The 20,921-nt window shown below is 63.8% G+C and carries 14 protein-coding genes; 5 read left to right on the forward strand and 9 right to left on the reverse strand.

Annotated elements, in window-relative coordinates:
• Positions 1 to 251 precede the first annotated feature (251 nt).
• The gene (locus tag PRN20_RS21495; protein ID WP_273959709.1) at positions 252 to 5,183 is read left to right on the forward strand and encodes a tetratricopeptide repeat protein; all 4,932 of its coding nucleotides are present in this window, start codon (positions 252 to 254) and stop codon (positions 5,181 to 5,183) included.
• Positions 5,184 to 5,305: 122 nt separating this feature from the next.
• Positions 5,306 to 7,372, forward strand: a complete 2,067-nt coding sequence (locus PRN20_RS21500) for a WecB/TagA/CpsF family glycosyltransferase (RefSeq protein WP_273959710.1) — start codon at positions 5,306 to 5,308, stop codon at positions 7,370 to 7,372.
• Positions 7,373 to 7,415: 43 nt separating this feature from the next.
• On the opposite strand, the gene PRN20_RS21505 is transcribed toward PRN20_RS21500, so the two are convergent.
• From PRN20_RS21505 to PRN20_RS21520, 4 genes are all read right to left on the reverse strand, one after another.
• Positions 7,416 to 8,726, reverse strand: a complete 1,311-nt coding sequence (locus PRN20_RS21505) for an O-antigen ligase family protein (RefSeq protein ID WP_273959711.1) — start codon at positions 8,724 to 8,726, stop codon at positions 7,416 to 7,418.
• A 311-nt stretch (positions 8,727 to 9,037) separates the two neighbouring features.
• The gene (locus PRN20_RS21510; RefSeq protein ID WP_273959712.1) at positions 9,038 to 10,291 is read right to left on the reverse strand and encodes a CDP-glycerol glycerophosphotransferase family protein; all 1,254 of its coding nucleotides are present in this window, start codon (positions 10,289 to 10,291) and stop codon (positions 9,038 to 9,040) included.
• A gap of 37 nt (positions 10,292 to 10,328) precedes the next feature.
• The gene (locus PRN20_RS21515) at positions 10,329 to 12,482 is read right to left on the reverse strand and encodes a GumC family protein (protein ID WP_273959713.1); all 2,154 of its coding nucleotides are present in this window, start codon (positions 12,480 to 12,482) and stop codon (positions 10,329 to 10,331) included.
• A 165-nt stretch (positions 12,483 to 12,647) separates the two neighbouring features.
• Positions 12,648 to 12,974, reverse strand: a complete 327-nt coding sequence (locus PRN20_RS21520) for an NIPSNAP family protein (RefSeq protein ID WP_273959714.1) — start codon at positions 12,972 to 12,974, stop codon at positions 12,648 to 12,650.
• A gap of 317 nt (positions 12,975 to 13,291) precedes the next feature.
• Here PRN20_RS21520 and PRN20_RS21525 point away from each other — a divergent pair, with 317 nt between their 5' ends.
• The 3 genes from PRN20_RS21525 to PRN20_RS21535 all read left to right on the forward strand — a co-directional run bounded on the left by PRN20_RS21525 (position 13,292) and on the right by PRN20_RS21535 (position 15,525).
• A complete protein-coding gene (locus tag PRN20_RS21525) occupies positions 13,292 to 14,092 on the forward strand; it encodes a transporter substrate-binding domain-containing protein (protein ID WP_273959715.1) in 801 nt (266 codons plus the stop codon).
• A gap of 76 nt (positions 14,093 to 14,168) precedes the next feature.
• Positions 14,169 to 14,834, forward strand: a complete 666-nt coding sequence (locus PRN20_RS21530; RefSeq protein WP_273959716.1) for an amino acid ABC transporter permease — start codon at positions 14,169 to 14,171, stop codon at positions 14,832 to 14,834.
• A gap of 1 nt (position 14,835) precedes the next feature.
• Positions 14,836 to 15,525: an amino acid ABC transporter permease gene (locus PRN20_RS21535; protein WP_273959718.1), complete on the forward strand. Its 690-nt coding sequence runs from the start codon at positions 14,836 to 14,838 to the stop codon at positions 15,523 to 15,525.
• Positions 15,526 to 15,596: 71 nt separating this feature from the next.
• On the opposite strand, the gene PRN20_RS21540 is transcribed toward PRN20_RS21535, so the two are convergent.
• The 5 genes from PRN20_RS21540 to PRN20_RS21560 all read right to left on the reverse strand — a co-directional run bounded on the left by PRN20_RS21540 (position 15,597) and on the right by PRN20_RS21560 (position 20,776).
• Positions 15,597 to 16,475 (reverse strand): SMP-30/gluconolactonase/LRE family protein, encoded by an 879-nt coding sequence (locus tag PRN20_RS21540; protein WP_273959719.1) that lies wholly within the window; start codon positions 16,473 to 16,475, stop codon positions 15,597 to 15,599.
• 3 nt (positions 16,476 to 16,478) lie between these two features.
• Positions 16,479 to 17,321: a carbohydrate ABC transporter permease gene (locus PRN20_RS21545; protein ID WP_273959720.1), complete on the reverse strand. Its 843-nt coding sequence runs from the start codon at positions 17,319 to 17,321 to the stop codon at positions 16,479 to 16,481.
• A 2-nt stretch (positions 17,322 to 17,323) separates the two neighbouring features.
• A complete protein-coding gene (locus tag PRN20_RS21550; protein ID WP_273959721.1) occupies positions 17,324 to 18,250 on the reverse strand; it encodes a carbohydrate ABC transporter permease in 927 nt (308 codons plus the stop codon).
• Between the two features lie 147 nt (positions 18,251 to 18,397).
• Positions 18,398 to 19,720: an ABC transporter substrate-binding protein gene (locus tag PRN20_RS21555; RefSeq protein WP_273959722.1), complete on the reverse strand. Its 1,323-nt coding sequence runs from the start codon at positions 19,718 to 19,720 to the stop codon at positions 18,398 to 18,400.
• A gap of 285 nt (positions 19,721 to 20,005) precedes the next feature.
• The gene (locus PRN20_RS21560) at positions 20,006 to 20,776 is read right to left on the reverse strand and encodes a GntR family transcriptional regulator (RefSeq protein ID WP_273959723.1); all 771 of its coding nucleotides are present in this window, start codon (positions 20,774 to 20,776) and stop codon (positions 20,006 to 20,008) included.
• Between the last annotated feature and the right edge of the window lie 145 nt (positions 20,777 to 20,921).

The raw sequence follows: 20,921 nt of genomic DNA on the forward strand, positions 1-20,921 counted from the left end.
CCTTGCGGCTGCGCGGGCGCTGTCCGTTGGGGCGGCCGTCCTGCTCGCACAGGAAATCGGCGGTGCAGAAAGCACGGCCGCATGCCCAGGTCGTTCTCAGCTGGCACCTCAGCCTGACGTGGTGCGAGGAGTGCCGTCAGCCGGCGACCGGGCCTAAGATGATCTCACTGCAGTCTTTTTACTCGGCAAAGTCGACTGGTCTGTGATTACAGTAGTTTGCGGTGTCGGTGTCGGTGGCGTGGGAGGGGGACATGATTTCGAATGTTGGCAGGACCATGGTCCTGGCCGCGGTGCTGGCTTCGGCCGGGCTTGCTGCTCCCATGACCGCCGCGGCCGCCGAGCGCTGCGTCGCCAGCGCGATCCCTCCGGCGCCCAGCAGTATTCGACCGCTCAACGCCCTGCGCGAGATCGTCGACGATGTCCAGCGGGTCGCTGAGCACTGCCAGGCGATCGCCGAGCTCGACCGGTTGGCCGATACCGGCAATCCGAGGGCTGTCCTGATACTCGGCGACATCTTCTCGGAGGATCAGATCATCGACGCGGATGGCCCGCGTGCGGCGGCGTATTATGAAGAGGCGCTGGCGCTGGGCGAGCGCAGCGCCCTGATGGAACTTGGCGACCTCTATCGCGATGGCAGGGGACTCCAGGCAGACCCTGGGCGAGCGATCTCGTTCTATGAACGGGTCCTCGAGGCGGGCGACGAAGAGGGCGCCATACGACTCGCCGACATCTACCTCATGGGTAAGGGAGAGGTCGCGGCGGATCCCCAACGGGCCGTAGCGTATCTCGAGCAGGCAGCTGTTGCCGGCAAGGGGGCGGCCATGACCCGTCTGGGCGATGTCTATCGCGACGGCGTCGTCGGTGAAGCAGATGTTCCACGCGCGATCGACAACTACACGGCCGCATTCGCGGCTGGTGACAAGCGGGCCGCGCTGCGGCTGGGAGACATCTACATTCGCGGGAGTGGAACCGTTGCCGCGAACGTGGCGCTGGCGCTGGACCATTACGAGCAAGCGGTGGATGCTGGTCAGGTCGCAGGGCTGATAACGCTCGGAGACATTTACAGGGAAGGCGAGCATGTCGCCGCCGATCCGGTCAAGGCGATCGGATACTACGAGGCCGCCATGGAGGCGGGTGACAGCTCCGCGCTCGTGCGGCTCGGTGACACCTATGCGCTGGTGCCCAACGCGGCCAAGGCGCTCGACTACTACGAGCGAGCTGTCGAGGCGGGCAGGCAGGAGGGCCTCACCCGTCTGGGCGATCTGTTCCGTGACGGCAGCCTGGTGCCCGCTGACCTCGCCAAAGCCCAATCCTACTATGAGCAGCTCCTGGCAATGGGCCGGTCGACCGGTGCATTGAGGCTGGGCGACCTGTTCAGGGACGGAGACAAAGTGGTCGCCGACCTCGAACTGGCCAAGTCCTACTACACCCAGGCGGTGCGGTTGGGCGACCTCGATGGTGCGATACGCCTCGGCGACCTCGCGGTCCGTGCGGGAGAGGGGGCCGCCGCCATTGGGCAATACGAGGCAGCTGCCAGCGGCGGCAAGCGCTCGGCGCTGATCCGGCTGGGCGATCTCTATCGTGACGGCGTGCTGGCCACGCAGGACCAAGCCAAGGCCGAGGACTATTATCGGCAGGCGCTCGAGCTAGGTGACAGCGCGGCGGCCCTTCGGCTCAGCGACCTCGCAGCCATCCTCGGACGCCCCGAGGAGGCCATTGCCCACCTCACGACGGCGCTCCAGCGCGGTGAGCTCGACGCCAACATCCGGCTGGGGGATATCTATGCCCGCGGCCGGATCGTTCCGCGGAACATCGCCAAGGCACTGTCGCACTATGAGGCCGCCCTGACGACCGGCGACGGAAGTGCTGCCGTGCGTCTCGGCGACCTGTACCGGGACGGCAAGCTAGTCGGACAGGATACGGCCAAGGCGATCGCCTACTACAATCAGGCAGGCGAGTTGCGCACCGGAGACGGCTGGACGCGCCTGGGTGACATCTACCGTGATGGCAAGCTGGTTCGACTCGATCCGTCCCGCGCCGTCGCCGAGTACGAGCGCGCGGCCGCCCTCGGAGACAAGAACGCGGCGGTGCGGCTCGGCATGCTCTTTCTCGAAGGCAATATCGTTGGAGCCGATCCGGGGCGGGCGGCGGCATACTTCGAGCCGGTCCTCGACCGGGTGCCCCAGCCGGTGCTCATGCGGCTGGGCGACATCTACCGTGATGGGGTGCTGGTCGAGGCGAGCGCGCCGCGGGCGATTTTCCTTTACGAGCGGGCACTCGAGGCCGGCGTGGCCGATGCTGCGGTGCGCATCGCCGACATCTACTTCGACGGCACCTTGTTGCCACAGGACCTGCTGAAGGCCGAGGCCTACTACCTGCAGGCGCCGGGTGGCATACCAACCGACGCCTACCTGCCCCTGGGCGACGCCTATGCGGCAGGCACGGGCACTGCAGCCGATGCGGCCAAGGCGCGGGGCTACTACGAGGCGGCGCTGGCGGCGCAGCCCGGCCCCGCAGCCTTGCGGCTCGGCGACCTGCTGACGAAGGGTGGCGCCAACCTCGGGGCAGATCTGCAAGCCGCCGCCGGCTATTTCGAGCAGGCCGTCGCGGCAGGCGAACCTGGCGCCGCCGTCAGGCTCGCGGATTTCCGCCGAGATGGGTTGGGCGGACCCGTTGATGGGGAAGCGGCGGTCGGTCTCTACGAGCGGGCACTTGCCGCCGGCGATGGCGTTGCGGCGACGCGGCTCGGCGACGTCTACTTCGATGGGGCAATCGTCCCGCGGGATGTCGCGAAGGCCGCGGACTACTACGAGCAATCGCCGGAAGGCGTCCCACCGCGTGCCTTGATCGAGGTCGCCGACCTGCGGCTAACCCAGGATCCGTCCCGCGCCATCGCCTACTACGAAGCTGGCCGCGAGGCGGGCGAGGCCATTGCGGCGGCTCGGCTGGGCGACATCTTCCTTAGGGGGCAATTCGCGGAGGTCGACCTCGCGCGTGCCTATGACGAGTTTATCGTGGCGGGAGCTGCTGCGAATGCGGCCTCGTTGGTCGAACTGGCCGACCTCTATCGGGAATTGAAAGAAAGCACCGGCACGGTTGGCCGAGCTGTGGCCCTCTACGAAAGGGCCCTCGCTGCCGGCGAACCTCGAGCAGCCGGACGCCTTGGCGATCTCTATTTCGACGGGGTGTCGGTCCCGCAGGATGTCACGGCGGCGGCGGGCTACTATTCCCAGTCCTCGGACGGGGTGCCCTCCCGGGCGCTGGTCGCCATAGCCGATGCCATCTTGGCGGGTGAGGTCGAGGGAGCAACCGCCGATGCCAAAGCGCTGCTGGAACGCGGCGTGGCCGAAGGCCAGGTTGAAGCGGCAGTTCGGCTGGGTGACCTTGCTTTTGCGGCGGGCGATGCTGCTGCAGCGGCCGATGCATATGACAAGGCGCCGACGTTAGTTTCGCCGGAGCGACTGGTCGAACTGGCCCAGATGCTGCTGGCGGGGTCCAGCGCCGGCGACCGTGCCGCCGCTTATCTGGTGGCGGCTTTCGACCGCGGGGTAGTGCAGGCGGCGGGCTTGCTTGCCGACCTCTATTTCGAAGGCGAGGCGGTCGCCAGGGATGAGCTCAAGGCGGCGTCCTACTACCTTAAATCGCCGGACGGCGTGCCCAGCGAGGCGAAGGTGGCTGTCGCCGACATGCTGAGTGCCGGAAAACTCGGCGCCCCCGACGCTCCCCGGGCCATTGGCCTCTACGAAGAGGCGGCTGCGGCTGGCGACAAGCAGGCATACGCCCGACTGGGCGATCTCTACTTTGACGGCGTGCTCGTGCCGGTCGATCTGGTCAAGGCAGAGACCATGTATCTGGAGGCTGGCGGGGTGCCGCTGAAGGCAAAGGTCGCGCTGGGTGACCTGTACCGCGACGGAACCGGCGTTGCCGCGGACGTGGCCAGGGCAATCGAGTACTACGAGGCTGCGGACGTAGCAGGCGACACGGCAGCGACCCTGCGGCTTGGCGACCTCTACTTCGAGGGCGAGCTGCAGCCGCAAGACCTGGCGAAAGCCGGGGCGTACTATGACCGCGTAACCGATCAGCTCGGCGCGTCGACGCTGATGGAGCTCGGCGACAGCTTCCAGCAGGGCCCGGCGGCCGATGCGGACCGGGTCCTTCGCTACTACGAGCAGGCCCTTGCGGGAGGCGAAGAGGATGCCGCCCGCAGGCTCGGAGATCTCTTCTTCGATGGGAAGCTGGTGCCAAGGAATCTGGCCACGGCAGCCGACTACTATGATCAAAGCGGGGAGCAACTCGCACCTGCCATCCATGTCGCCCTCGGCGAGGCCTTCAGTCCGGGTGGCGAGGCACCGACCGATGGGGCACGCGCGGTTGCCCATCTCGAGGCAGCGGTGGCGGCCGGTGAGCGGTCCGTTCTTGCCAAGCTCGGCGCACTCTATCTCGGTGCGGCAGGAGTGCCGCCCGATCTCGTCAAGGCCGAGCAGGTCCTGCTCGGTGCCGCCCAGGACGGCAATGGCGAACCGCTCCTGGCGCTCGCCGCCAGCTACCTCGATGGTGACGTGGCAGAGGGCAGTCCGGAAGCCGGTGTCGCGCTCCTGCGCCGGGCGACCGACGGGGCTGTTCCGGGCGCTGCCATGCTGCTGGCGGAAGCGATGATCGCGGGACGCGGCGTACCGGCCGATCCGGCCGCTGCCGTTCCGGTGCTGGAAGCGGCAGCGGCGCGAGGCGACACAGAGGCGGCCCGACGCCTGATCGCGCTCCTCATCGATGGAGCCGAAGGCGTGCGCCCCGAACCGGCCAGGGCACGAGAAATTCTTGCTGCCATCGAGCCTGACCTCGACCCACAGGACAGCCTGTTCGAGCGCGTACTACTCGATGCGGCGAGCCGGAACTCGGCATCGGCTCGGGCCGAGACGGCCGAACGTTTCGGCCGGCTGGACCAGCCCCGCCGCACCGCACTTCTGCCGCGCCTCAGGGTGCTCAACGAGAACACCTACGTTTTCGTGCTGCAGGGGCTCCTGCGCCAGCAGGGTCTGTTCGACCGCGAACCTGACGGGATGCTGGATGGGCCAACCATCCGCGCGATACGCACGCTCTGCGCCACGGTCGGCAAGGAAAGCACCTGCGCTGCCGGGCCCATGGCACCCGCGGCAGTCGAGGTGATCGCAGGCACGCTGCAGTAGGGAGAGAGGCCGCTGGGACGGCCATCGACTCGGTAACTATTTGTGATAATTAAATATTTTGGCTTCCTGGGGGATCGTCAACATGCGCATTAGCAATCAGACAATTTCGAGCTGAGCGCGGCATGGCCACGGACGCTGATGTCGAGGCGAGCGACTTGAGTGGCGAGCGGGCGACGGCCGCTTCACAGCCGACCGTCATGGTTGGCGGCTTTCGGACGGCCGTACTGAATCGGCACCAGCTGGCCGAGAGGATGCTCGCCGATTGCCTCGAGGCTCGTGCTCAGCGCCAGGTATGGCGTCCAAAACTGATCTTTTCTTCGAACGGGCAAGGCATCGCCCTCGCCGCTTCAGACAGCGCGTTCGCAGCGGCCATGGATGAGGCCGATATCATTCACGCCGACGGCATGCCCGTCGTGTTTGCCTCGAGGCTGACATCCACGCCTTTGCCGGAACGGATCGCAACGACGGACTTTTTCCACAATGCGGCGCAAGTAGCGGCAGAGCATGGCCTCAGGTTCTTCCTCCTTGGGGGAGCCGAGGAGGAAAATGCCGCGGCGGCCGAGGCCATTCGCCGCCAGTACCCCACTCTGCAACTGGTCGGACGCCACCACGGCTACTTCGGTCCGGAGCAGGACGAGGCAGTGTGCAGGATGGTGCGGGATAGTGGAGCCGATGTCCTGTGGATAGCCCTGGGCAAGCCCATGCAGGAACATTGGAGCGTTCGCAACCGCGACCGGCTGCGCGGAGTGGGGTGGATAAAGACCTGTGGGGGCTTGTTCTCGTTCTTGATCGGAAGCGCCAGACGGGCTCCTCAGCCGATCCAGGACCTCGGACTCGAGTGGCTCCATCGCCTACTGCGCGACCCGAGGCGCCTGTTCTGGCGGTACCTGACCACCAACCCCGTTGCCCTGTATCAGCTGTTGTTTCGCACGGAGCGATCTGGCCGGGTTGGCCGGTTGATCGACAGACTGTCGATGGGCGCCGGCGCTCCGGCGCTCTTCGCGTTGGCGAACTTCGTTGCGCTGTTGGTTCTGCAGCAGTCGGCGAGTGCTGAGGATTTCGGCCTACTTTCATTCGCACAGGTGGTCGTTGCAACTGGAATAGGGCTCTCTAGTGCGATGTTTTCTGGTCCTGCCTTGGTTTCCTTGTCACAAGGCAAGGAGCCCGCTGACAGCGTCATCGGCAGCTTCTTCAGAGCCAACCTGATCTACTGCGTCTTCGCTGCGGTTGGCCTCTTCGGCATGGCGGCTTTGGCGGGGGCCACCAGCATCGACGCGATACTGCTGTCGATGATGGGCGCAACGATGTGGGTCCGGATGTTTGTTCGCGCCCTGCAACTGGCGCTCCATCAGCGCCAGGCCGCAGCACGTTCCGATCTTGCCTATGCAGGCACTGTACTGATGGGGTTACCGGTCGTCGTGCTTACGACCGGCGCATCGGTTGCCAGCTTCGCAATCCTCCAGGCCGTCGGCACGGTGGTTTCTATCTTGCCAATGACGCCGCTTTTCATCCGGACTGTTCGTGCCGCCGCTGTGACACCGGCATCGATCTTTCGACAGTCGTTCCAGCGCCACGGCCGGTGGGCCATAGTGGCCGCGCTGGCCAACAAAGTGACAGCTCAGGGGCACTCGTTCGTGCTTACCCTCGCGCTGGGTCCGGCGGCCTACGCTCCCGTAGCACTGGCGACACTGCTGTTCCGTCCGATGGGGGTCGTCGTGACAGGACTGATCCAGTTCGAACGTCCGAACATGGCTCGCAGCGTTGCCGCGGGAGAGGCCAAGCAGTTGGCAAGCGATGTAGGGTTCGTCTGCAGGACGGTAGCTGCTACATGGTTCAGCAATGTGCTTTTGGTGGGGTGCGCCGTTGCACTGGCCCCCGGCCTGCTGACCAAGGACGGTTACGAAACCGGATCATTCATTCCAGCACTCATGCTGGTGGGATTGACGGTCCTCATACGTGCCTTACGTGATCCGCAGGAGACAGCATTGGAAACGGCCGGTCACTACAGGGATCTCGCCAACCTCGCTATCTTATGCGGTCCGGTCTCCGTCGTGGTCATGCTCGCGGCATGGGCAATGTGGCCAACGGCGCCGTGGGGTATCCTGTTCGGGGGGCTCGTTGGCGAAGCTACCTACGCCATGCTCGTTGCGCGGAGGTATGGACGCCTTCAGGCAGGCCTGAGATCGTAAGTCCCATCCAGTTCACCGCGCTAGGCACTCTCCAGGTGGCGACTTAACTCCGGGCAACTCCGTTGAGCAGGCCGACAAAGACGCCCCCGAAGAAGGCCGCCGATGCGTAGGCGTCAATGTCCTGTACCAGGAAGAAGGCAAGGAAGGCCAAGCTGTAGGACGCGCCGTAGAGCGTCGGACGCTTGAACCGGTGCGCTCCGAGCGCGAAGGACAAAAAAATGCGCATGACCGACCGTATGATCGGCGCAAGGTACAGCAACACTCCAAATGTCATGCCGAGCAGGCCGCCCCTAACCAGGAACGATATTGGTGACGAGTGCGAGCCGATCGGTATGTTTCTTTCATTCGTGCGCGGCTTTACTCCGATCCCGTAGATCGGCGACTGCTCCAGTACTAATTCCACGGAGTCCTCATACATGGAAATCCGGGTCGATGACGACCCCGGTCTTGCGTCGGCCAATAGTTCAAAGCTACTCGCGAGGTTGAACGAGATGAGGCCGACAACGGCAAGGATGCACAGGAGGCCGGCCATCTTCAGTCGCGACGTGAAGGCCGCGAGAAGCCATGCTGCGATAACCGCAAGCATTGAAGCGCGTGAAAGGGTCATCGAGACAGCGGCGACATTGAGTGGCACAAGTCCGGAGGAACGTCGGAAATCCGGCTGTACCCGAATTCCAGAGAGTAGGAGATAGATTCCCGCCATCATTGCCAACAGGAACGCTGCCGTGGTGGCGAAAGGCGCAAACAGCGACGAGCGCGGAAGCTTGATCCCAAGCAGATAGTCCGACTCCACTAGTACCGCCTGCTGATACTCACTCAGGATGCCGGGAAGCTTCGGTAGAAGGCCGAGCAGGGTCGGCATCGACACGTCGCTGCCGCCCGAGACAAACCATATGCAGTAGAGTGCGGCCGAGACGATGAGGAACGCGAGCATGTTGCGCCTCAGTGCGCGCATCAAGAAGAGAGTTGTCGCGTCATCGTTGAGGCTACCAGAGTTGAGGAAGTACCGGGCCGACTTAGCGCAGAAATAGAATGTCGCAATCAGTGCTAGGTTGTTGGCCGCTCCGAGAACGCGGTCCAGCGATCCGGTAGCGATCGCTGGCGCCAAGGCCAACGACAGAAGCAACGTGGCCATCAGCGCGAAGAACAGGAGATCGAATGCACCAATATGGTGGAAGGCCCGCCTGTTCCTCCAGGCCAGCACGACGGCAAGTGTCGGGTACCATATGAACTCCAGTCCGGTTATCCAGACAAAGGGGAAGAGCGCTACTGCAATGAAGAAGGGACGAAGGGCGAGAGGGGCCCTCCATTGGCCAAGGGAGGGGGGCGGCGCCTCAATCGAAACGCTACTCATCGTATTGTGCGTCCTGACCATTTTCAGCGCCTCGAATGCTGGACCATCGAGGGGGCGCTTTGATAGGGGGCCTGATCGAGTAGGGCGCTAGGAATGCGTGACAAATCCGGGGACACTCACACATGTACACGATGCACAAATATCGCATGTCGACGAACCCCTTATTCCACGACTCCGACGGTGGGGCCGAAGCGGTTTCTCAGGCGGGCCGATGCCCTTCCAACTCCAATGGTGACAGCAAACATAGCCGGCAAGATCTCCGGAGGCTTCGAGGGCACGCTCTGGCCGCCGGCAGGAGAGTTTTAGAACGGTCAGCGCTCTAGACGAAGCAGACCGAGAACGCGGTGGAAGATCTGTTCGCAGCCATCGTCTCGGCTTTCCCCCCAGAATCTTCTTCTGATCATTGCCAGGCGTTCCGCATCTAGTCTTGAAAAGGCGCTTCCCGATTCTATCGCCGTACACAGTTCGTCGAAAGTAGAGGCTCGCCTGCCGACGACATTTTCCTCGTATGGGAATATCAACTCTCTATCTTTTGAAAGATACTCGTCCCTATCAAAATCATAAAGCACCACTCCACTATCTCGCCTTGCCACATAGTCATACAATGATGAGCTGTAGTCGGTAATTATTCCGTCTATTTCGTCCTTATAGTAGTAAAAATCTGCATTCTTCGGCCAGAGGCGAACGTTGGCAAGCGTTGATACGTCAAAATTCTCCGATGAATTCGAATGAAAGCTTACGAACAAAGTTGAACCGACCCTCTCTAGGGCGGCGTCAAGGCGACGAAGATCGGGAAGGGCTTGGCCGATGAATGGTCTGTCGCTATCTCGCCAAGTTGGCATGTACACGAGCACCCTTCTACCTTGGTCTATGATCTGGTCGATTGAGGCGGAACGACCGGTTCGTCCCGCCTCATCACGAAGCAGGCGGTCAACGCTGCCCTGCTGTCTAGGGTGCCCAGTCTCGATAATTCGGTCTGCCGGTAGCTGAAATCCCGACACGTATCGCCGTGTCATATCCTCAGACGTAGAAAGAAACAGATCAGGCAGTATGAAGCGGTGCAGATAAGCCAACCTCATCAGAGGGTTGTTTGCATTCTTGAGGATTGTCGACCGGACGCCCTTCTTTGAGTCGTACCCAATACGCTTCAGAGATACGCCGTGCCACAGATTGATGAGCTTGGCCCCGCCGGTGGCCCAGGTATTGATATCGCTGGAATAGCTTGTGACGAAGGCCGCGCCGCCTCGGATCGCCATCCACATCCCGCGCAGGGAGTAGCGAAACTCTGCATCGTAGCCGAACCCTCGGAGCCACGCCGCTGCCTGCCGACTTCTGGCAATCCAGACACAGCTGATCTCTGGGTGGTTCTGTCGCATCCAGAGGAATAGATACTTGGCATTTCCTTCAAAGTCCGACAGCGACGACCCGAACACCCAGAGCCTGGGGTTGCGTGGCAGCAAGGCGATCGCCGGGCGGACGAGTGCGTTAAGCAATAGCTCGATTGATACGCGCGGGATCTTCTTGAGTATCACAAGTGCTAGTTGTGCGGTCGGATTCCGATGCACGTAGTATTCTCCATGGTTTCACGGGGTACCCCCAATTTCACCGCGCCTCGCCGTAGTAATAGCTCGCGTACTTGCCCTTGTAGGCGGCGCTGGCGCGGTCCTGCTGGTTGAGGACGGCGAAGATTTCGCCGTGGGGTGACTTTGCGTCGTTGAGACTTTGCAGGGCCATGCGGGCCTCGCTTTGGGTTGTGGTGCCCGAGCGGAGGACGAAGACGATGAAGTCGACGAGCTGGGCGAGGTAGAGGCCATCGACGACCGGGCCTACCGGTGGCGTGTCGAGGATGACGACATCGTAGTCCGTCCTCGCGAGATCCAGCAGGCGCGCAAACGCCGGCCCGGCGATCAGCTGATCGGTTGGCACGTCGCTCGGCTGCGCGCCGATGATGGCGTCGAGCTCTGTCGCAGGGTCGCTGACCGTGAATTCGTCGAGGTCGATTTCAGATTGCTCGCCATCGAGATAGTCGGCCAGGGCGGTTGATGGCTCGAGACCGAGCATGCGGTGCAGGGTGGGCTTGCGCAGGTCGCAGTCGATGATCACGACCCGCTTGCGGGCAAGGGCATAGGCGCGCGCCAGAGACAGGGCCACCGTGCTCTTGCCTTCGTTCGCTGTGGACGATGTCACCATGATGACCTGCCCGTCGGACGATCGCGAAGCACCGGCCTTGATGGCGCGTCGGTGGGTGGCCTGGTCGAGGCGTACCTTGATCCTGCGCACCCCCTCCGGAAATGACGACAGCGGTGACGCGACCATCAGGTTGGCCAGCGCGCCATCGCCCTTGTCGCGGCCGGCTGCTCTCTGGCGTGCCAGAGCGGCGGCGACCGGGATGCGCAGCACAGCGGCGGCCTGCTCCTCGGTGAGGATGCCGCCCACCATGTGTTCGCGCATGAAAGCGATGCCCACGCCCAGCCCCAGGCCTCCGAGGGCCGCCAAGGCCAACGTCAGGCCGGTGTTGGGGAAAGAAGGCCGGGACGGGGGCAGGGCCGGTGACACGACGCGGCTATCGGCGACCTGAAGTGCAGCCTGCGCGTCCGCGTCGTTGATGCGGCTGAGCAGCGTCTGGTACTGCGCCCGTGCAATCTCGGAGCCCTGCTGCAGCTCGTAAATATGCGCAAGCATGTCGGATGGCAGGGCGCTGCCCAGCACGGCCGCGCGCAACTGCTGGCGCACTTCGCTCTGCTCGGACTCGGCGGCAGACACGCTCCTCCGCAACGTCGTAAGCCCACCCGCCGCTGCGTCGACCATGCGCTGCTCGATCTGGGCGAGTTCGGCCCTGAGGTTCACCGTTTGGTCGGCCGACGCGTCGGCGATGCGGATCGTCAGCTCGCGCTGCTGGCGGTCGAGCTCGCTGAGCGCTTCCGATTGCAGGGTTTGCGCCAGTGCCGTCCAGTTGCGCTGGTTGAGGCTCGCCTGCGCCAGTTCGGCCCGTTTGGCGTTCGCGGCCTGCGTTGCGCTCAGCGTCGCGAGATGGTCGCGCATGCTGGCGATGTCGGTACGGCCGGTCTCCGTGACGATCTGGGAGAGGCTATCGTTGATGAACTTGTCGAATGCGCCTTCGCTGCTGGCGACTGCATCGCGGGCGCCCACCAGCCGAGCCTGCAGCACGTCGCGCGACATCAGGGTGCTGCTCACCTTGGCGCTGACCTGCTCGCGGATATAGGCATCGGCCCAGGCGTTGGCGATCTCGGCCGCACGGGCGGGATCCTCGGCCCGCACGGTCGCACTGATCAGGTTGGTTCGCCCCAGACGCTCGACACTGACCGCCGATTTGACGGAGCTGAGCACCCGCGCCAGCGCCAGCTCGTCTGAAGGGACTTTGGGCTGGGCGACCTGCAGGAACGCCAGGATGCGGTCGACAAGTCCGAGCTTGACCCCGAACTCCTCGTCGCGCACCAGCTTCATGTCGTCGATGACCTTGAGCAGCACGGCCGACGACTTGAGGATCTCCATCTCGCTGTCGACCCTGGCGCTGTCGATCTCGGCGCCAATCTCGCTGCTTCCCGGCTGCAGCAGGTTCTTGTGGGTCGTATCGACAAGCAGCAGCGCCGAGGTCGAGTATTTCGGCGTCAGGGAGAACACGACCAGTCCGGCTACGCCGACGGCAACCAGGGTGACGACGAAGATCAGCCGCATCTGCCGGCGCAATAGTCCGACAATGTCGCGCAAGTCGAGTTCGCTGTCTTCGGCCGTCATCGCGTCGAGCCCCTGCTGTCGACCCTGTCAGAGATTGAGCAATGACCAATCCAGGCCGACCCAGCAACTGTCATTCCGCGAAAAGCCTTAAGATCGCAACCCATTGCCCACTCACCGAGACACGGCGGGGCAAGCGGTACCGCGTGCCGTGGACGACCCGACCGTTCACTTCACGCTCGAAAAGCTCGTGGGTGTCAGGAACTGGCTCGAGGCATTGGCGAGCAGCGGTCCGTTGGCCTCGGACGCTTTGCGCGCTGCCTGCCAGTCCGGATCGGCCAGGAACGCGGCCCAGCGCGTCTCGCGCTCGGCCATCGAGTTCCAGCGCAGCATGTAGGTGAGGTCGTTGTTCGAGCCGCCGATCGCCGTGGTCCAGAACCCGGCCTGCTCGATGCCGTGCCGTTCCCACAGCGCCAGCGTGTGGTCCTCGAACCGGCGCTGCAGGTCGGCCATCTTGCCTGGCAGGCAGGTGTAGATACGCAATTCGTAGATCAATTCTCACTCCCCCGGCGCAGGCTTCGCGCCCCTGGTTGAAGTTTGCCCGATGCAGCCTCGATTCAGCAACGACAGTACCGGCATCGATCACCCTGCGCCGCGTTTTTGCACAGCCCCAAGCAGGATAGACGCCTGATAAAGATTATAATAGCATACCATTATAAGAAGCGGACCAAGTCCGCACGGAGGATGCTTCGCTGAGGGGCGAGGCGGAGGGCTCGATATCGATCGTCGGGACACGTGACTGCGCCGTCGGCGGCTCTGCGCCACCGGACGACGGGGACGACTTGGCGCAAGTGGGCATTGGGAGGGAACACATGCCGAATAGATTGAAGCTGGTCTTGTCCGGGCTTGCAGTGGCGCTGGTCGCCATGCTGCCGGCCGCCGCCTCGGCGCAGACCGTCGACGAGATCATTGCGCGCGGCAAGCTGATCATCGCCGTAGATACCACCACGCCGCCCTATGGCTTCCTCGATGCCGACCTGAAGCCGACCGGTTTCGACATCGAGGTCGCGACGAAGATGGGCGAGGCCCTGAGCGTGCCGGTCGAGTTCGTCACCGTGACCTCGCCAGGCCGCATTCCGGCGCTTCTGACCAAGCAGGTCGATGCCGTTGTGTCGATCTTCTCGATCACCCCGGCGCGCGCCATCCAGATCGACTACTCGATCCCCTATGCCGGCCAGTCTGCCGTGCTGATCGCGCCCAAGAGCACCACGATCGCGAGCCATGCCGACCTCGTCGGCAAGAAGGTCGGCCTCACCCGCGGCACCGCCGAGGACGGCATCCTGACCGCCGCGGCCGAAGCCAACCCGGGCATCGAGATCCTGCGCTTCGACGACTATGCCTCGCTGCTGCAGGCGATGGTCTCGGGCCAGATCGACGCCATGGGCGGCGGCGACTACGGCGAGATCTACCTCAAGAAGGCGCAGAACGGCGACGACTTCGAGCAGAAGTACAAGCTCAAGACCTTCTACTTCGGCATCGGCGTCGCCAAGGGCAACGACAACCTGCGCCAGTGGATCAACACCTGGCTGTTCACGCTCAAGTCCGACGGCGTGCTCGAGGACCTGTCGATGAAGTATCGCAACCAGCCGTTGCCGACCCTGCCGGTCTTCTGATCGCGCGAACGATCCTGCCTTCGCGGGCGGGGCCATCATCGGCCCCGCCACCTTCACTGTTTTCGACAGGACGCGCATGCAAACGGCCCTGCAGTTCGGACCGGTCCTCATTCATCTCGACCAACTGCTCTATGGTGTCGGGCAGACGATCCAGCTCGCGGTGCTGTCGATCCTGTTCGGCACTATCATCGGCGTGCTCGGTGCGATCGGCCGCAGCTTCGGCCCGCGCTGGGTGTCGTGGCCGATCGCCGCCTATGTCGAGCTGATCCGCAACACGCCGCTGCTGATCCAGCTCTACTTCGTCTTCTTCTCGCTGCCGATGTTCGGGCTGAAGCTCTCGAGCGGCAGCGCCGCCATCCTCGCGCTCTCGATCCATCTCGGCGCCTATGCCACCGAGATTCTTCGCGCCGGTGTCGAGTCGGTGCCGGTGGGCCAGATCGAGGCGGCGAAGTCCCTTGGTCTCACCAGCTACCGCATCATCCGCCATGTCGTGCTGGTGCCGGCGGTGCGGGCCGTCTACCCGGCGCTGTCGGCGCAGTTCATCCTGCAGTTGATGGGGACCTCGATCGTCGGCGCCATCGCCGCGGAGGAGCTCACTGCCATTGCCAACAACCTGGTGATGGAGACGTTCCGCAGCTTCGAGGTCTATATCGTCATCGCGGTGATCTACTTCGTGCTGGTCCAATCCGCGAGCCTGATCCTCGCGGGCCTCGGGCGCCTCTTGTTCCGTTGGAGGACGTGAGATGAGCCTCCGCGACTTCGGCCCCAACGAGCTGATGTTCCTGATCATGGCGACGCGCTGGACGATCCTGCTCGCGCTCATCGCCTTCGCCGGCGGCGGGGTGATCGGGCTGATCGTCGCTGCTTTGCGCGTCGCGCCGCTGTTGCCGCTGCGGGGGCTGGCCGCCGGCTACATCCAGTTCTTCATGGGCACGCCGATCCTGATCCAGCTGTTCATGGCCTACTACGGCTCATCGCTGCTCGGCTTCCGTCCCGACCCCTGGGTGGCGGCGGCAGTGACCTTCTCGCTCAATGGCGGTGCCTTCTTCGGCGAGATCTTCCGTGGCTCGATCGATGCGGTGCCGAAGGGGCAGTGGGAGGCTTCGACCGCGCTCGGCTTCCGGTTCCTGCCGACGCTGCGACTGGTGATCCTGCCGCAGGCCGTGCGGCTGATGCTGCCGCCGACGGTCGGCTTCATGGTGCAGATCGTGAAGACCACGTCCGTCGCGTCGCTGATCGGCCTTACCGAGCTGGCGCGGGCTGCGACGCAAGTGAACACCGTCACCTTCCAGCCGGTGCTGGTGTTCGGCACGGTATCGCTGATCTACTTCATGCTCTGCTGGCCGCTGTCGCTCTATGCCGGCTACCTCGAGCGCCGGGTCGGCGGGGGGCTGCAGGTGAGGACGAAGAAGCCGCTCTTGATGGCGAGCTGAGGACACCGGCGGTACAGTGATCCTCCCCCGTTCTACGGGGGAGGATCACGGAGAGTCGGGTGGGTGACCCCTCACCCCACGAACGCCGGCAGCGCCAACCCCTTCGCCCCCACATCGATGGCGAACAGCCCGCCCGGGTTGCTCTGGCCCTTGAAGTGCTCAGCCGGTCGCTTCAGCACGGCGGTGGTGACGTAGAGGATGTCGAGGTTCTCGCCGCCGAACTCGCAGCAGGTCGGGAGGTCCGTCGGCAGGACGATCGACTGCATCAGCTTGCCCTCGGGGTCGTACCGGTTGACCTTGCTGGTGACCGGGACGGTGACCCAGTAGCAGCCATCCGCATCCACCGTCGCGCCGTCGGCGATGCCGCCGCTGCCGTCGAGGTCGATGAAGGTGCGCTGGTTCTCGATGTCGCCGGTGACCGGGTCGAAATCGTAGGCGCGGACGATCGTGGTGTGGCTGTCGGAGAAGTACATGGTCTTGCTGTCGGGACTCCAGGCGAGTCCGTTGCAGCAGCCGACGCCCTCGATCATCCGGTGCACCGAGAGGTCCTTGTCCATCCTGTAGAGCGAGCCGATGAACTCCACCTGCCTGCCCGGCGCCTCGAACATCGAGCCCGACCAGAAGCGGCCCTGCCTATCGGGCTTGCCGTCGTTGAAGCGGGTCAGCGGCAGGTGCGCTTCGGGATCGACGATCGCCTCGAACGCCCCGGTCCCAGGATCGAAGAAGTAGAACCCCGAGACCATGGTGACGACCAGCCCGCCCCTTTCGCGCAGCCCGATGCAGCCGAGGTACTCCGGCGACTCCCAGGTGTCGTCTTTGCCGGTCCTGGGGTCGTAGCGGTGGATCAGCCGGCTCCAGATGTCGATCCACCACAGGACGCCCGCCTTGGGGTCCCAGATGGTGCCCTCGCCGAGTTCGGCCTTCGCGTCGACGACGCAAGTGATGTCCATGCTCTACCCCTTGACTGCCCCGGCACTGAGCCCGGTGACGATGTACCGCTGGATCAGCAGGTAGAAGATCACCGGGAAGATGGAAAAGAAGGTCGCCGCTGCCAGCACCCGGTCGATCGGTGTGTCCAGCATCACCTTGAGCGATGCCAGACCCACCGCCACCGGCCGGCTGTCAGGAGACGTGACCAGTGTGACCGCGAAAAGGTACTCGTTCCACGCGTAGAAGAAGGCAACCACGCTGACGGCAACCAGCCCGGGCGCGGACAGCGGAAGCAGCGTCCGGATCAGCGCCCCGAGCGGCGAGCAGCCGTCGATCAGCGCGGCCTCGTAGATTTCCTCCGCGATGGAATCGAAGGAGTTCTTCAGCACCCAGATGCAGATCGGCAGGATGAACGCCGCGTCCACCAGCGACAGGGCGGGCAGGCTGTCCGACAGGCCGAGGTTGCGATACATCGCGTAGACCGGAATGACGACGAGGGCCTCCGGCAGCATCTGCGTCATCAGCAGCAGCAACCCGAAGGCAGGCTTGCCGCGCCATTTCAGGAAGGTCATGGCGAACGAGCCCAGCACTGCCAGCGCCAGCACGATCAGCGTGGTCATCCCCGCCAGCAGCAGCGAGTTCACCAGCCACCGCGCCACCGGGTAGCTGTCGAACAGCGTCGTGAACGGCAGCAAGCTGATCTCCTTGGGGAACAGCGGCGGCGGAAACTGCATGCCGTGCGCCAGCGGCTGGATCGAGTTCACGATCATCCAGTAGACCGGGAACAGCACCACGGCGCAGAAGCCGATGATGAGGACGTAGAACACTACGCCCGCGCCGAACCGGCGAAGCTTGTAGGCCGTCATGCTCAGCTCCTCCTCGCGCGGTCCTGCCGCTGTTGGGCGTAGACAAACAGCAGGGTGAGGCCGAGCACGATCACGAACCCCGCGACGCCCAGGGTCGCGCCATAGGCCAGGTCGAAAAACCGGAATGCCGTCTGGTAGATGCGCAGCACCAGTGTTTCGGTGATGCCGCCATAGGGGCCGCCGCCCGTCGTCAGCCAGATCAGCGTGAACTGCTTGAACGAGAAGATCGACATCAGCACCGCCATGAGCAGCAGTGTCGGAGTGATCTCGGGGATGGTGATGTGCCGCAGCATCTGAAGCCGGTTGGCGCCGTCGACTTCCGCCGCCTCGTAGACTTCCCGCGGAATGGCCTGCAGCGCCGCAAGGATGACGAGGAAGGTGAAGGGGAACGCCTTCCAGATCGACAGGATGATGACCAGCGGCATCGCCAGCTTGGGGTCGGACAGCCAGTTCAGGTTCTGCTCGATGCCGGGGAACAGGCGCGCGAAGACGTTCATCACCCCGAACGTCGGGTTGCACATCCAGATGAAGACCAGCACGGCCGAAATCTCGGGAAAGGCCCAGGGCACCGCGATGGCGCTCCGCGCCACGTTGCGGCCGCGGAACTTGCGGTTCAGCAACAGCGCCGAGAGCAGCCCGAGCGACACGGCTCCCACGACCACGAAGGCCATGTAGGTCAGGGTGACCTGGAGGGCGAACCAGAAGTCCTCATCCTCCATCAGGCGTTCGTAGTTGCGCAGCCCCACCCAGGTGACGTTGTCGACACCCACGACGTTGTTCGAAAAGCTCGTCAGGAACTGCTGGGCGATCGGAAACAGGATGAACACGCCCAGATAGGCGACGATCAGGAAAACCAGGGTATAGGCGAGCGAGTTCTGCCGCCTCCGCCACGGCCGCCGCGTGAAGGTCACGCGGTCTTGCTCTGCCACTTCTGACTGCAACATTCGCTAGACATTCCTGTACGCCGAAAGATGGGCGACGACCGCTGCAGGCTCCCCTGCCGCGCCGTTCGCCCCAGGATCAGGCATGATCGGGGGCGAACCATTGGAACGCCCCCGACAAGCTCAGTTGATCCGCTACAGGGTGAAGCCGTCGAACAACCGTTCGGACGCCCTCTCCAGGTTCTGCTGGGCGTCGGCCATGGCGTCCTCGACCGGCCGGTCTGCGACCAGCACTTCCGAGAACTTGTCCATGACGATGTTGCCGAACTCCTGGTTGAAGAAGATGTAGTCGCCCATGATTTCGAGCGGCGTGATCGCTTCACCCTTGAGGTAGCCATCGGCCCAGAACTGCTGGTCGAGATATTCCTTGCGGATCGCCTCGGGGTAGGGCGGCACCACGTCGAGGCACCGCTCCATCAGTTCCTGGTAGTTCTCAGGCTTGTAGAGCCACTCGACGAAGCTCTTGGCAGCTGCCTTCTCGTCGTCCGAGGCGTGGGCGTTCACGCAGATCGGATGGATGCGGGTGATTGCCTTGGCGCTCGGCCCGGGCGGCACGACGCTGCGCAGCGACTTGTAGATATCCGGCCCGGTGGTGGACCAGATGTTGACCGCGGCGGACACGATCAGCTGCTGCGCGATGCGGCCATTGGCATACATCTGGTTGGCAGTCGCTATGTCGGTGCCCTTCGGCATCCCGTTGTCGTACATCTTCTTGAACAGCTTCAGGCCTTCGATCACCGGCTCGCTGTTGACCAGCGGGGTGCGTCCCTCGGCCCACTTGCCGTCGAACATCACCGCCCACTGCTGCAGGATGAACCAGAAATCGCCCGGCTCACTCATCAGGTGGGGCGAGTAGATGCCGAACTGGTCCGGCGCCTTGGTCAGCGCGGTGGTGGTCTGCACCCATTCCTCGACCGAGCTCGGGGCCCCGACGCCGGCCTTGTCGAACAGCTCCGAGTTGTAGAGCAGGCCGAACTTCACGGTGACGATGTCCAGCCCGTGCACCTTGCCGTCGACCCGCAGGTGGTCATGGGCGGCGCTCAGCTTGTCGCCGATCCCGAGCTTGTCGACGATGTCCTGCAGCGGTTCGAGGTGTCCGCCGCGCAGCAGCCGCACCACCAGGTCGGGGGTGGTGTGGAACAGCGCGCCATTGACCTTTCCGGACTGGGACTGGATCAGCATGTTGTTGTTGAATTCGTTGAACGGCGCGCCGGCTTCCTCGACGAAGACGTCGCTCTGCTCGGCGTGGAATTTCGCCAGCATCGCCCGCCAGGCGTCGCCACGTCCCGGTTCGTTCCACATCCACGAGACCAGCGGAATCCTGATCTTGGCATTCTGGGCGATCGCCGGCGTCGCCAGCGCCGCGGCGAACCCCGCCGCTGCGGTCCGCTTCAGGAAGTCACGTCGCCCCATGCTCATCGAGCGTGGGAGCAATAGGCCGTTGCCTGGTCTATTCATGCTGGTTCCTCCTCATGGAATCCGGCGCGACGGTCATTCGCCGTCTTGCGCGCGAGTCCCTGCCATGTTGATACCGGTACCAGTTGCCCCTAGGCTTGGCGGCAGCGTTGGCGGCCGACAATAGAAGCGATATGTCCTGGCTTCCCCTCGTGACGCGGCAGCTCCTCAACTGCCGCGCTCCGGTCGAACGACCGTAACCAAGTCGTCCTACAGCTATGATGCTATTATAATTCTACAAAGCTGTCCATGCCGATGCTGGCCGGGACGCAGGACTTTCGACGGGGATCAGACGAGGTCGTTCGGCGCGTCGTAAGTGATCGAGAACATGTCGGCCGGATGCCGGGCGATCGAGAACTCGATATTGCGCTGGTCGGAGGACTGATAGAGCATCTCGACAGCGAGGATTGCCGATCCTTTGGCCACGCCCAGGTCGGATGCAACCTCGTCGTCCGCGATTTCTGCGCGCACCGTGCAATGCGCCACGGCCATGCGGATGTTGAGCCGGCGCTGCACCGCGCGGAAGATCAGCACGTCGTTGAAGTCTTCCTTCTTCAGTTGCGCGCCGAGGTCGGGCGGGAAGTAGGTGGTGATCTGCGCCTTCTTCTGCTTGCCCACCACCAGCATGCTGCGGAGGCAATAGCCCTGCTCGTCCTTGTTGAGGCCGAAGTGGCGCTGCAGCAGCGGCGAGACTTCCTTCTTGTAGGACTTGATCTTCAGCGACGCGTCCTTGGTGAAGGCCGCCATGTCGGCAAAATTCTTGAACGTCCAGCTCAGCGTCACCGGCGGCGCCGCCGAGGTGACCACGGCAGGCTTTGCCGACCGCTTCTTGATCAGCCCGTCCGCCTCCAGATCGCGCAGTGCCTGGCGCACGGTGATGAGGCTCACCCCGAACCGTTCGGCGATCATCGCTTCCTTGGGCAACTCGCCGCCGACCGGAAATGCACCCGAAGTGATCGGCTCGCGGAGAATATCCGCGAGCTGCCGATAGAGCGGGCCCTGGGCCCGCGCCAGCGTGCGCTTCGGCAGCAAATCAATCGTCGAGTTCAGGTCGTCCATGTATTCAGCCAGCCCCATAGGTGTGGCTATGATAATAGCACGATCTACAGCTCGGGAACGGCCCCGTTCAGCTCGTCCCCGCCTAAGTGGGTGGTAACCCACCGTGTCACTCGGCCATCCAATGAGGGACGATGCAATCGCCTCC

The sequence above is a fragment of the Devosia sp. ZB163 genome, from assembly GCF_028613635.1.
Taxonomy (GTDB): Bacteria; Pseudomonadota; Alphaproteobacteria; order Rhizobiales; family Devosiaceae; genus Devosia_A.